This is a genomic window from Lentzea flava (genome assembly GCF_014648475.1).
In the GTDB taxonomy this organism is placed as follows: domain Bacteria; phylum Actinomycetota; class Actinomycetes; order Mycobacteriales; family Pseudonocardiaceae; genus Lentzea; species Lentzea flava.
This window is the reverse complement of the sequence record NZ_BMRE01000008.1, coordinates 85,131-96,811: the sequence shown is the minus strand read 5'-3', so window position 1 is coordinate 96,811 and position 11,681 is coordinate 85,131. Positions and strand designations below refer to the sequence as shown.

Genomic DNA, 11,681 nt, shown 5'->3' with positions numbered 1-11,681 from the left:
CAGGGGCGCTTCGGCCGTGCAGGCGGGTGAAGGGGGTTTGTCACCCGCGGCGCACGGTCACCGGGAGGGTCTTGGCTCCGAACAGGCCTTCGCGGTGGTAGGTCACCTCCGCGCCAGGGGTGACCCGCACGTCGGTGAACGCGTCGAGCATCAGCTCCACCGCGATCCGCCCTTCGAGGCGCGCGAGCGGCGCCCCGAGGCAGAAGTGGATGCCGTGCCCGAACGCCAGCTGCTGGGCGTCCTTGCGGTCGGGGACGAACCTGTCCGGCTCGGAGAACCTGCGCTCGTCGTGGTTCGCCGACAACAGCCACGGCATCACCATGGAGTTCGCCGGAATCGTCACCCCGGCGATCTCCACGTCCTCGGTCGTGACGCGGCTCGCGATCGTGATCGGCGCCCGGAAGCGCATGACCTCCTCGATCGTCGCGGGGATGAGCGACCGGTCCGCCCGCAGCCTGTCCTGCAGGCCGGGGTTGTCCTCCATGCACAGCACGGTGTTGCCGAGCAGCATCGTGGTGGACACGTGGCCCGCCATGAGCAGCAGGCAGGCGAAGTCGATCACCTGCTTGTCGGTCAGCCGGTCGCCGTCGAGCTCGGCCTCCACCAGCTTGGTGAGCAGGTCCTCGCGCGGCGTGGCACGCCTGTCGGCCAGATGACCCCCGAGGTAGGCGCGCATCTGCTGCATCGGCGTGCGGACCAGCGCGTCGAAGTCGGCGTCGTCGTTCTCGAACTGCATCGAGACCGGGTCGTCGAACTCCTTGGACAGCATCTTCTCCGACCACTCGCGGAACAGGTCGCGGTCCTGGGCCGGCACGCCGAGCAGCTCGGCGATCACGATCACCGGCAGCGCGTACGCGAACTCCTCGATCAGGTCGAACTGGTCACCGTCGATCTTCTCCAGCAGCTCTCGGCCCAGCTCGACGACGCGCGGCTCCAGCTGCGCCACCATGCGCGGCGTGAACGCCTGGCTGACCAGCCTGCGCAGCTTGCGGTGCAACGGCGGGTCGATCACCGACAGGATGTCGCGCGACAGCGGGTCGAGGTCCGGCATGATCCGGCTGATGTCGGAGGAGAACCTCGCCGGGTCGGTCGTCACCGCCACCACGTCGTCGTAGCGGAAGACGTGGTGGACGCCGTACTCGTCCCGCCAGACCGGAGCCTGGTCGCGCATGTCGCGCAGCCAGCCGAGCAGCGCGGCTCCACCGTCCTGAGTGGACGGACGTGCGGTCACCTGGTGCATCTCGGGTCTCCTAGGCGTGTTGGGGGACGGTGACGGGCTGGGACTTCTCCGCACGGCGCAGGAGGAACCCGGCGAGCAGGCCGCCGCACAGGACGGCGAGCGCGCCGATCAGCTGGCTGCTCGACATGCCGGCGGCGAACGCGTCCCGCGCCGCGGCCGCGGTCTCCGGGTGACCGGCCGCCGCGGACAACGCGGCGGGCAGCGACCTGCCCGCGTCCGGGCCGAGGTCGGCGGGCAGCCCGCCGACGAACCGGGCGGTCAGCACGGCACCGAGCACGGCCACGCCGAACGAGGCACCGATCTCCTGCAGGGTCTGGTTGATGCCCGACCCGGTTCCCGCGCGCTCCAGCGGGATCGCGCTCATCATGGCGTGCGCGGCCACCGGCATCGCCAGTCCGACACCGAGTCCGATGAGCACCAGCCCGCCGAACGTCGGCAGGTACCCGATGGCGGGGTCGACCAGCGCGATCAGCGTCAGGCCACCGGAGGCGACCGTCATGCCCGCCGCCATCGTCGGGCCCTGGCCGAGCACCTTGCCGACCCTGGCGCTGAGCAGACTGCTGCTGATCAGCACGCTGATGGCGAGCGGCGCGATGCGGAAACCGGCCTCCAGCGGGGAGAAGCGCAGCACGAACTGCAGGTGCTGGGTCAGCAGGAAGAGCGAGCCGCCCATGCCGAACGCCGCGAGCACACCGCCCGCCGCCGCGCCGTTGAAACGCGGATTGGCGAACATCGACAGCTCCAGCATCGGGTTGTCCGTCTTGCGCTGCCACCAGATGAACACCGCGAGCAGCACGACGCCGACGGCGAACGTGCCGAGCACCCGCGAGTCCGTCCAGCCGTGCTCGGAACCCGAGATCACCGCGTAGATCAGCGCCGCCATCGACGCCGCGGACAGCACACCGCCGAGGATGTCCGGGTACTTGCCGACCGGGTCCTTGGACTCGGGCACCAGCAGGGCGACCGCGATGAACCCGATGACCGCGATCGGCACGTTGACCGCGAACACCGAGCCCCACCAGAAGTGCGCCAGCAGGAAGCCGCCGACGACCGGTCCGGCCGCGATGCCGAGCGACGACACCGCCGCCCAGATGCCGATGGCCTTCGCGCGTTCCTCGTTGTCGAACACGCGGACCAGCACCGCGAGCGTGCCCGGCGTCAGGAACGCCGCGCCGATGCCCATGACGGCCCGCGCGATGATCAGCTGGATCGGCGATCCGGCGAACGCCGCGACGAGCGAGCCGAGCCCGAACAGCGCCAGGCCGAACATCAGCGCGCGCTTGCGCCCGTAGCGGTCCGACAGGCTGCCCGCAGCCAGCAGCAGACCGGCCATGACGAGCGAGTACGCGTTGATCATCCACTGGATGTCCGAAGTGGACGCTCCGAGGCCGGAGCTAAGCGACGGCACCGCGACGTTGAGCACGGTGTTGTCCAGCACGACCACGAGCAAAGCGAGACAGAGCACGGCGAGAATCGCCCAGCGCTGCGGAAGTCGTTCGGTTTTTTGCACGGCAAATCTCCAAGTAAGGGCTTTTTCGACGCGATTGCGCCCCAGGCCGCAGAACGTCGTGCGCGCACGCCAAAGACGCCTGAGCTGCGGAAACGTGGGGATGCGAATGGCACGCCAAAGAGAGAAAGGACGAGGCGCAAGCCATTGAGAGGGGACGCCTGCGAGCGAGGCGGCGTCGAAAGAGACCTTAGTAGATCATGGAACTCATGATGCCACACTCTCCGCATTCGCACAAACACCGGGTGCGGTGGCCACCTGATCGGCGGAAACGAACCCCGTCGAGTCGAACACGGTCAGGTGCCGGCGGTGTTGTGCGGCCACGGCGGGTGAGGCGCACAGCCGCGCGATGCCCGGCCCGACCTGCGTCTCCCGCAACGACGCGCACTCCCCCGCGGCACGGGCGCGCTCGACGTGGTCGGGTGACACCATCGCGCGATCCAGCAACGCCCTCGGCAGTCGGCGACCAAGAGTGCTGATCGCGTTGACGTGCAGATGCCCGCGCGGATACCAGTACGGCAGCTCGGGGCCCGGCCCGACCACCGTGATGATGTCCGCGCCCGCCACGATGTCCTTCGGCTCCGCGACGGTCACCCCGTCCAGGTCCGGAACCTCCTGTCCCACCAGCACGTCCGTGAAGGTGAAGAGCCGGCTCAACGCGTGCAGGTGCACCCGCACCTCCGGCGTGCTACCGAAGAGCCCGAGCACTGAGCTGTTCGGCCGCGCGAGCAGTCTGCTCGCGACGGCGGCCATCGCGGCCGTGCGGGTCGGGCTCGCGGCGTCCGGCACCGCCGTCACCGGCGCCTGTTTGCGTCCCGCCGCGAACAACGCGCTCTGCGCGCTCGCGATGGCCCTGTCCATCAACTCGTCATGCTCGAGGCTCCACATCACACATCAAACTCCCCCGGTGGTAGGTGAGCAGAATGGTGCGGGATCCGGCTGACACGGCGCTGACAAACCAATGACGAGCAGCTGGCGCAATAGGGGAAGACAGCTAGTCTGACATGCCGTGAGCGAGATTCCCGGAACCAAGGAAGAACTCCGCGTCCTGATCGCGGAGAAACTGGAGGTCGACCCCGGTGAGATCGCCGACGACGACGATCTGATCGAATGGGGACTCAACTCCGTGACCGCGATGGGCCTGGCCGGTCAATGGCGTCGCGCCGGCGTGGAGATCGACACGAAGTCGCTGGTCAAGGACGTGACCGTGAACGGGTGGTGGGCACTGCTCGCAGCGGCCTAGGCGAGTGCTCGAACAGTGCTCGACAACGCTGAGACGCCCACCGGACGTCAGCTACTTTCGCCAGCATGAAATTCGGAATCAACTTCTTTCCAGTCGTCGATCCCGACGCCAAGACTGCCACCGACTACTACGACGAGAGTCTCGGACTCGTCGAACTGGCCGAAGAGCTCGGATTCGAGCACGCGCAGACGGTCGAACATTATTTCTCACCGTACGGCGGTTACAGCCCGGACCCCGTGACGTTCCTGACCGCGGCCGCCGCGCGGACCAGCCGGATCCGCATCGCGACCGGCGCCGTCATCGCCGCGTTCACCCACCCGGTGAAGCTCGCGGGCAAGCTCGCGATGCTCGACCACCTCTCGCACGGCAGGCTCGACGCCGGTTTCGGCCGGGGCTTCCTGCCGGACGAGTTCGCCGCGTTCGGCATCCCGATCCACGAGAGCCGCGCCCGGTTCGCCGAGACCGTCGAGGCCGTCCGTCGCCTGTGGACGGAGGAGAACGTGGTGTGGGACGGCGAGTTCCACCAGTTCGGCCCCGTCACGATGCTGCCGCGCCCGTACCAGGCGCCGCACCCGCCGATCTTCGTGGCGTCCGCGACGAGCCCCGAGTCCTGCGCCGCGTCCGGCTCGGCCGGCCACCACCTGCAGGTCGTGCCGTCGGTGACGTCACGGGAGACGTTGCAGGACAACATCTCCCGCTACCGCGCCGCCTGGCGGGACGCCGGTCACGCGGGCTCACCGCGCATCCAGATCAAGTACACCGCCTACCTCTCGGAGAACCGCGCCGAGGCGCTGGAGGCCGGCGAGACGTACGAGCGCAACTACATCGAGAAGATGGCCGGTGCGATCGCCTCGTGGGCCAGCACGCGCAGCGACCAGTACCCCGGTTACGAGAGCTTCGTCGACAAGGTCGGCGCCTACGACTTCGCCGCCTCGTTGCGGGACAACAAGGTTCTCGCCGGCACGCCGGACGACGTCACCGAGCAGATCGCCACGATCGCCGAGTGGTTCGGTGACGACCTGTGCGTGAGCCTGCAGTTCAACCCCGGCGCGATGCCGATCGCCCAGTCGCGCAAGGCGATGCACCTGTTCGGTGAGCACGTCATGCCGGCGTTCAGCGGCTCCCGTGTGCTGGAGGGCGCGCGATGAACCTCGACGCCGACGTCGCGGTCATCGGCCTCGGCGCGTGGGGCTCGGCCGCGCTCTGGCAGCTCGCCGCGCGCGGGGTGTCCGTGCTCGGCGTCGAGCAGTTCCAGCCCGGCCACGCCCACGGTTCCTCGCACGGCACCACCAGGATGTTCCGCACCGCGTGCCTGGAGCACACCGGACTGGTGCCGCTCGCCCAGCGGTCGCTGACGCTGTGGCACGAGCTGGAGAACGCCGCTGGCCGCCCGTTGTTCGACCCGACCGGCGGTCTGCTGATGGGTCCCGCGGACGGGCACGTCGTGTCCGGCACGATCGACGCGGCCCGCACGCACGGCATTCCCGTCGAGGTGCTGGACAACACCGCGCTGGCACAGCGTTTCCCGGCGCACGCGAACCTGCCGGCCGGCCACGTCGGCGTGTGGGAGCCCACCGCGGGCCTGCTGGCCGCCGAGGACACCGTCCGTGCCGCCGTCGAGGTGGCGCAACGGTTCGGCGCCAAGGTCTTCACCGGCACCAGGGTCACCGAGATCGACCTCGTCGCCGACGGCGTCGTCGTCCGCACGCCCGCGCGCGACCTCCGCGTGCGCCAGGTGGTCGTGACGACGGGACCGTGGGCGACCAAGCTCGTTCCCGGACTGCCGCTCGACCCGGTGCGCATGCCGATGACGTGGTTCCGCCCGACCGGCGACGCGGAACCGTTCGCGCTCAAGAACTTCCCGGTGTTCATCCGCGAGCTCGGCCACGACGGCGCGATCTGGGGCCACGGCTGGTCCGACGGAGAGACGCACGACGTCAAGCTCGGCCTGGAGGACGGCGGCCGCGACTTCCGGTCCATCGACCCGGACCACGCCGGCCACGCGGTGACGCCCGGCGACTGGAGCAAGCTCACCGGCCTGCTCACGGACGCGGTGCCCGGCCTGACGACTCTGCCGACGTCGGTGACGACGTGCATGGTGACCCGCACGCCCGACAAGCAGTTCCTGCTGGGCAGGCCCGGTGGCGACCGGCGACTGGTGCTCGGCGTCGGCTGCGGCGGACACGGCTTCAAGCACGCGAGCGGCATCGGGGAGGCGCTCGCGGACATCGTGCTGGGCAGGGACACCCGCTGCCCGCTGACCTTCACCGACCCGGACAGGTTCCGCTAGCGGACAGCCAGATGGGGGAGACTGTGCGACTTCGAATCCTGGGCCCGGTCGACGTCTACGACGAGACCCGCGGCAGGAAGACGACCCCGAACGGGACGAAGCAGCGGGCGTTGCTCTCGACCCTGATCGTGCGGCAGGGGCAGACGCTCTCGATGGACCGCCTGATCGAGGAGCTGTGGGGCGACGTCCCGCCGGGCAACGCGACCAACGCGCTGCAGGCCCACATCGCCCGCCTGCGCCGGTTGCTCGGCACGGCGGGCGGTGCGGCCGACATCGTCACCGACCCGCCCGGCTACCACCTCCGCCTCGGTCCACACGAGACGGACGTGGACGAGTTCCACCGGCTGTCGGGGCTCGCCCGCGAGATCACCGCGGAGGATCCCGAACGCGCTCTCGAGCTGTTCCGCCGCGCACTGGGGCTGTGGCGCGGCGCCGCGTTCGAGGGCTGCGTGACCGGCTCGATCCTGGCGGGCGAGGCGGCGTTGCTGGAGGAGCAACGCCTGACGAGCGTCGAGGGGATGTTCGACGCGCACCTGCGGACCGGCAGGCACGGCGAGATCGTCGGCGAGCTGGAGGAGATGACCGCGGCGCACCCGTTGCGCGAGCGGTTCTACGACCAGCTGATGGTGGCGCTGTACCGGTGCGGGCGGCAGTCGGAGGCGATCGGCGCCTACGACCGCGCCCGCCGCAACCTGTTGCGGGAGCTGGGGGTCGAGCCCGGTCCCGCGTTGCGCGGGCGGATGCAGGCGGTGCTCGCCCACTCCCCCTCACTGCTGCCCGGCGGCCGCGACCAGCTCACCCAGGAGATCGACCAGCTGCGCAGCCGGATGAACTCCCTGGTGCAGCAACAGGAAGCGCTGATCCGGATGGTCAGCCAGATGTCGGCCGCCGTGGGACTGAGCGCGTAGACGCGAGAGGAAGGACGACCATGCTCCAAGGATGTGTGCCGTGGCCTGACCAGGACGCGGCACGGTTCACCGACGCCGGCTACTGGCGCGGCGAGACGCTCGGCGCGCTGCTGCGCGACTGGGCCGCCCGGCACGGCGACAGGACCGCGCTCGTGTGCGGTGACCGGCGGATCAGCTACCAGCGGCTCGACGCGTGGGCCGACCGGCTCGCCGCCGGCCTGCGGGCGCAGGGCATCCGCTCCGGCGACAGGATCGTCGTGCAGCTGCCCAACGTGGCCGAGTTCGTCGCGCTGTGCTTCGCCATGTTCCGGCTCGGCGCGCTGCCGGTGTTCGCACTGCCCGCCTACCGCGCCAACGAGATCAGGCACCTGTGCGAGCTGTCGGGCGCGATCGGCATCGTCGTGCCGCGCGAGCACGCCGACTACGACTACGTGGCCTTGGCGAAGGAGATCGCCGGTGTGGTTCCGGCGATCGAGCACGTGTTCGTCGCGGACTCGTTGCCGGAGGCCGACCCGGTCGCGCTGCCCGAGCCCGACCCGCGCGACGTCGCGTTCTTCCTGCTGTCCGGCGGCACCACGGCGCTGCCGAAGCTGATCCCCCGCACGCACGACGACTACGCCTACCAGACGCGGATCACCGCCGAGATCAACGAGCTCGGACCGGACAGCGTGTACCTCACCGTGCTGCCGATCGAGTTCAACTTCCCGTGGGGCTGCCCCGGGATCATCGGCGTGTTCCAGGCCGGTGGCACGGCGGTCATGGCCCTCACCCCGGAGCCGGAGCCCTGCTTCGAGCTGATCGAACGCGAGCGCGTCACGATCACGTCGGTCGTCCCGACGATCACGCACCTGTGGCTCGAGGCCGTGCCGCACAGCAACCGCGACATGAGCAGCCTGGAGATCATCCAGATCGGTAGCGCGAAACTCCACCCGGAGGTCGCGGCACGTGTCCAGCCCGCGTTCGGTTGCCGTCTGCAACAGGTCTTCGGCATGGCGGAGGGCCTGCTGACGTTCACCCGCGCCGACGACCCCGAGGACGTCGTGCTCACCACCCAGGGCCGTCCGGTCAGCCCCGCCGACGAGATCCGCGTCGTCGACGAGTCCGGCAACGACGTGCCGGTCGGTGTCGCGGGCGAGCTGCTCACCCGTGGCCCGTACACGTTGCGCGGCTACTACAACGCGCCCGAGCACAACGCGAAGGCGTTCACGTCCGACGGCTTCTACCGCAGCGGCGACCTGGTGCGGTTCACCGAGTCCGGCCACATGGTCGTCGAGGGCAGGGTCAAGGACGTCATCAACCGCGGCGGCGACAAGATCTCCGCCACCGAGGTCGAGGCCCACCTGACCGCGCATCCCAACGTGGCCCAGGCCGCGGTGGTGGCCGTCCCGGACCTCGTGCTGGGCGAGAAGACCTGTGCCGTGATCATTCCCGACGGCGCCGCCCCGAAGCTGCCCCAGCTGCGCAAGCTGCTGCGGGAGCGCGGGCTCGCCGACTACAAGCTGCCCGACCGCGTCGAGGTGGTCGAGTCGTTCCCGCTGACCGGGCTCGGCAAGGTCGACAAGAAGTCGCTGGCCGCCACGATCGCGGGAGGCTCAGGTGGACGGTGACTTCATCGTTCCCTTCGCCCGCAGGGGAAGCATCGTCGGCGCCGACGAACTGACCATGATCACCGACCTCGTGCGGTCCGGGGACGTGCTGTCCGCGGGTGGCCTGCGCGACCAGTTCGAGGCGCGGTTCGCCAAGCACGTCGGCTCGCGCTACGCGTTGTCCGTGACCAGCGGCACCGTCGCGCTGGAGCTGGCCATCGAGATGCTCGACCTCGCGCCCGGCGACGAGGTGATCGCGACGCCGCAGACGTTCCAGGCGACGCTGCAACCGTTGCTGGACCACGACGTCCGCGTGCGGTTCTGCGACGTCGACCCCGAGACGCTGAACCTGGACCCTGCCCTGCTGCGGTCCCTGGTCACCGACCGCACCAAGGCGATCCTGCTGGTGCACTACGGCGGCTACCCGGCGGACATGGACCGGATCATGGCGATCGCCCGCCCGCGCGGCATCACGGTGATCGAGGACGCCGCGCACGCGCTGGGCACCGGCTACTTCGGCCGGCGTCCCGGCGCGCTGGGCGACATCGGCTGCTTCAGCTTCCACTCCACCAAGAACATCACCACCCTCGGCGAGGGCGGCATGATCACCCTCGAGCGCGACGACTGGGCCGAGCGCATCGACCGCCGCCGCAACAACGAGGCGGACGGCATCTACGTGCCGGAACCGGCGGAGGAACCGTTCCTGCTGCCGTGGATGAAGTTCTCGGCGGACGTGTACCGCTGGACGTGCGTCGGTGTGCGCAAGCCCGGCACGAACGCCACGATGGCCGAGGCCGCCGCGGGTGTGGGCCTGGCGCAGATGGACAAGCTGGACGAGCTGGTGGAACGCCGCCGCTGGATCGCCCGCAGGCTGGACGACGCCATCGCCCGTTTCCCCGGCACGCGGATCCAGCAGGTGCCGGACGGCGTCGAGCACTCGTACCACCTGTACACGTTCTTCGTGGACCACGGCCGTGACGACCTGGTCCGCGCGTTGCACCGGCGCGGAGTCGAGGTGCAGCTGCGGTACTTCCCGCAGCACCTGACGCCGGAATGGCGCTGGCGCGGCCACACCAGCGGGGAATGCCCGGTGGCGGAACGACTCTGGTTCACCTCGCACATGAACCTGCCGTGCCACCCCGGCCTCTCCGACGCCCAGGTCGACCACCTGGTCGCCGCCGTCGAGGCGAGCCTGCACGACCTGCGCCCCACCCACCAGCGCGCCAGCTGAGGAGTTGTCATGCCCTACATCGACGTGAAGCTGTTCGAGAGCAGGCTCACCGAGGCGACCGAGAAGGAGCTGATCGACCGCATCACCGCCGCGGTCGTCGACACGTTCGGCGAGGAGATCCGCGAGCAGACGTGGATCTCGCTGACCGGCATCCCCGGCCACCGCTGGGGAGTGGGCGGCGTCCGCCACTGACACGACAAAGGGGGAGGCACCGGGAGTTTTCCCGGTGCCTCCCCCTTTTTTGGCTCTTATTCGCGAGTGCGCAGGGAGGCCACAGCGGCGATGCCCGCCAGCACCACCGCGCCCACCAGAGCGGTGGCGTGCCGATCCCCTGCCGCCCCGAGCAGCACACCGGCGACGGCGAGGCCGACCGCGCCGCCGAGCTGCTGGGCGCTCGTGACGAGACCACCGGCGACACCCGCGTTCTCCGGCGCCACACCGGCCACCGCGAGCTGTGCCGTCACCGGCAGCACCGTGCTGATGCCGAAGCCGAAGACGACGAGACCCGGCAACAGGGCCCAGTAGCCGCCGAGCAGCACGCCACCGGCGAGCAACAGCCCGCCCAGCGCCACCACGAGGGTCGCGAGCAGCAGCAACCGTTGCGGCGCAATGCGCTGAGCCAGCTTCGCGGCGGTCTTGATGCTGGTGAACGAACCCAGCGCGAACGGCACGTAGGCAAGACCCGCGAGCACCGGCCCGAAGCCCAGCGTCCGCTGCAGCTGCAGCGTCAGCGTGAAGAACACCCCGAACAGGGCACCCGTGGCGAGCACGCCGGCGACCAGCGCGGCCACCCGGACCCTCGACGACAGCAACCCGGCCGGCACCAGCGGTGTGGTGCTCTTCTTCTCCGACACCACGAACAACGCGAACAGCACGGCCGCGAGGCCCAGGAACCCGGCGGTCCTGGCCAGCGAGTGCGCCTCGGCAAGGCCCAGCAGCCCGTAGACGGTCGCCGCGACAGCCCCCGTCAGCAGCACCGCGCCCGTCAGTCCAATTCGGACATCCCGGCCCGCCGTCGCGACGCCCTTCGTCAGCAGCGGCAGCAGCACCAGCGCGACGGCGGCCACCGGCAGGTTGATGTAGAACACCCACCGCCACTCGAGCAGCCCGGTGATCAGGCCGCCGAGCACGACGCCCGAGAGGCCGCCGGTCACCGCGACGCCGCCCCAGATGCCGAACGCCCGCCCGCGCTCGGCCGGGTCGCGGAACACCACGGTGATCAGCCCGAGCACGGTGGGTGAGGTCAACGCCGAGCCGATGCCCTGCACGAACCGCGCGGCGACCAGCTGCCACGGTTCCTGCGCCACACCGCAGGCCAGCGACGCCACCGCGAACAACGCCGTGCCGGCCACGAAGGTGCGGACCAGGCCGATGCGGTCGCCGATCCGGCCCGCGGCCACCAGCAGGCCGCCGAACGCGAGGATGTAGGCGTTGACGATCCACGGCAGTGTCGCCGGCGTGAACCCGAGATCGCTCTGGATGCTCGGCAGCGCGACGTTGACCACCGTGTCGTCGACCATGAGCATGAACTGCACCAGGCAGACCACGCCGAGGATCTTCCAGCGGTGCGCGAGCACCGCCGAGTTCGTGGTCGTCGCCTCAGTCATGACACAAACCTTCCGCTGATCTTCATTTGAGCCCTATCAGTTAACCGGCCCACTACCTCAGAACCCTCG

11 protein-coding genes are annotated in these 11,681 nt (G+C 69.9%); 7 read left to right on the top strand and 4 right to left on the bottom strand.

Going from position 1 to position 11,681, the window contains the following annotated elements:
- Window positions 1–40: 40 nt before the first annotated feature.
- The 3 genes from IEZ09_RS12840 to IEZ09_RS12830 all read right to left on the bottom strand — a co-directional run bounded on the left by IEZ09_RS12840 (window position 41) and on the right by IEZ09_RS12830 (window position 3,635).
- Window positions 41–1,231, bottom strand: a complete 1,191-nt coding sequence (locus IEZ09_RS12840; RefSeq protein WP_229812495.1) for a cytochrome P450 — start codon at window positions 1,229–1,231, stop codon at window positions 41–43.
- Between the two features lie 19 nt (window positions 1,232–1,250).
- Window positions 1,251–2,750: an MFS transporter gene (locus IEZ09_RS12835; protein ID WP_189253878.1), complete on the bottom strand. Its 1,500-nt coding sequence runs from the start codon at window positions 2,748–2,750 to the stop codon at window positions 1,251–1,253.
- 204 nt (window positions 2,751–2,954) lie between these two features.
- The gene (locus IEZ09_RS12830; RefSeq protein WP_189253877.1) at window positions 2,955–3,635 is read right to left on the bottom strand and encodes a hypothetical protein; all 681 of its coding nucleotides are present in this window, start codon (window positions 3,633–3,635) and stop codon (window positions 2,955–2,957) included.
- Window positions 3,636–3,756: 121 nt separating this feature from the next.
- Between IEZ09_RS12830 and IEZ09_RS12825 the strand changes: the two genes are divergently transcribed.
- From IEZ09_RS12825 to IEZ09_RS12795, 7 genes are all read left to right on the top strand, one after another.
- Window positions 3,757–3,990: a phosphopantetheine-binding protein gene (locus tag IEZ09_RS12825; protein ID WP_229812494.1), complete on the top strand. Its 234-nt coding sequence runs from the start codon at window positions 3,757–3,759 to the stop codon at window positions 3,988–3,990.
- A gap of 65 nt (window positions 3,991–4,055) precedes the next feature.
- The gene (locus IEZ09_RS12820) at window positions 4,056–5,138 is read left to right on the top strand and encodes an LLM class flavin-dependent oxidoreductase (protein ID WP_189253876.1); all 1,083 of its coding nucleotides are present in this window, start codon (window positions 4,056–4,058) and stop codon (window positions 5,136–5,138) included.
- Window positions 5,135–6,280: an N-methyl-L-tryptophan oxidase gene (gene solA / locus IEZ09_RS12815; RefSeq protein ID WP_189253875.1), complete on the top strand. Its 1,146-nt coding sequence runs from the start codon at window positions 5,135–5,137 to the stop codon at window positions 6,278–6,280. The genes IEZ09_RS12820 and solA overlap by 4 nt, the downstream gene beginning before the upstream one ends.
- 23 nt (window positions 6,281–6,303) lie before the next feature.
- Window positions 6,304–7,188 (top strand): AfsR/SARP family transcriptional regulator, encoded by an 885-nt coding sequence (locus IEZ09_RS12810; protein ID WP_189253874.1) that lies wholly within the window; start codon window positions 6,304–6,306, stop codon window positions 7,186–7,188.
- A gap of 20 nt (window positions 7,189–7,208) precedes the next feature.
- On the top strand, window positions 7,209–8,795 hold the full coding sequence (locus tag IEZ09_RS12805) for a (2,3-dihydroxybenzoyl)adenylate synthase (protein ID WP_189253873.1): 1,587 nt from the start codon (window positions 7,209–7,211) through the stop codon (window positions 8,793–8,795).
- A complete protein-coding gene (locus tag IEZ09_RS12800) occupies window positions 8,785–10,005 on the top strand; it encodes a DegT/DnrJ/EryC1/StrS family aminotransferase (RefSeq protein WP_189253872.1) in 1,221 nt (406 codons plus the stop codon). Before IEZ09_RS12805 ends, IEZ09_RS12800 begins: the two co-directional genes overlap by 11 nt.
- Before the next feature lie 9 nt (window positions 10,006–10,014).
- A complete protein-coding gene (locus IEZ09_RS12795) occupies window positions 10,015–10,197 on the top strand; it encodes a tautomerase family protein (protein WP_189253871.1) in 183 nt (60 codons plus the stop codon).
- A 56-nt stretch (window positions 10,198–10,253) separates the two neighbouring features.
- Here the strand turns inward: IEZ09_RS12795 and IEZ09_RS12790 are convergent, their stop codons facing one another.
- The gene (locus IEZ09_RS12790) at window positions 10,254–11,612 is read right to left on the bottom strand and encodes an MFS transporter (protein ID WP_189253870.1); all 1,359 of its coding nucleotides are present in this window, start codon (window positions 11,610–11,612) and stop codon (window positions 10,254–10,256) included.
- Between the last annotated feature and the right edge of the window lie 69 nt (window positions 11,613–11,681).

What these genes read in the sequence shown, in the direction of transcription:
- IEZ09_RS12820 (WP_189253876.1), top strand. Translation starts at nt 4,056, where the DNA reads ATGAAATTCGGAATCAACTTCTTTCCAGTCGTCGATCCCGACGCCAAG.
- IEZ09_RS12795 (WP_189253871.1), top strand. Translation starts at nt 10,015, where the DNA reads ATGCCCTACATCGACGTGAAGCTGTTCGAGAGCAGGCTCACCGAGGCG.
- IEZ09_RS12805 (WP_189253873.1), top strand. Translation starts at nt 7,209, where the DNA reads ATGCTCCAAGGATGTGTGCCGTGGCCTGACCAGGACGCGGCACGGTTC.
- IEZ09_RS12830 (WP_189253877.1), bottom strand. Translation starts at nt 3,635, where the DNA reads ATGTGGAGCCTCGAGCATGACGAGTTGATGGACAGGGCCATCGCGAGC.
- solA (WP_189253875.1), top strand. Translation starts at nt 5,135, where the DNA reads ATGAACCTCGACGCCGACGTCGCGGTCATCGGCCTCGGCGCGTGGGGC.
- IEZ09_RS12790 (WP_189253870.1), bottom strand. Translation starts at nt 11,612, where the DNA reads ATGACTGAGGCGACGACCACGAACTCGGCGGTGCTCGCGCACCGCTGG.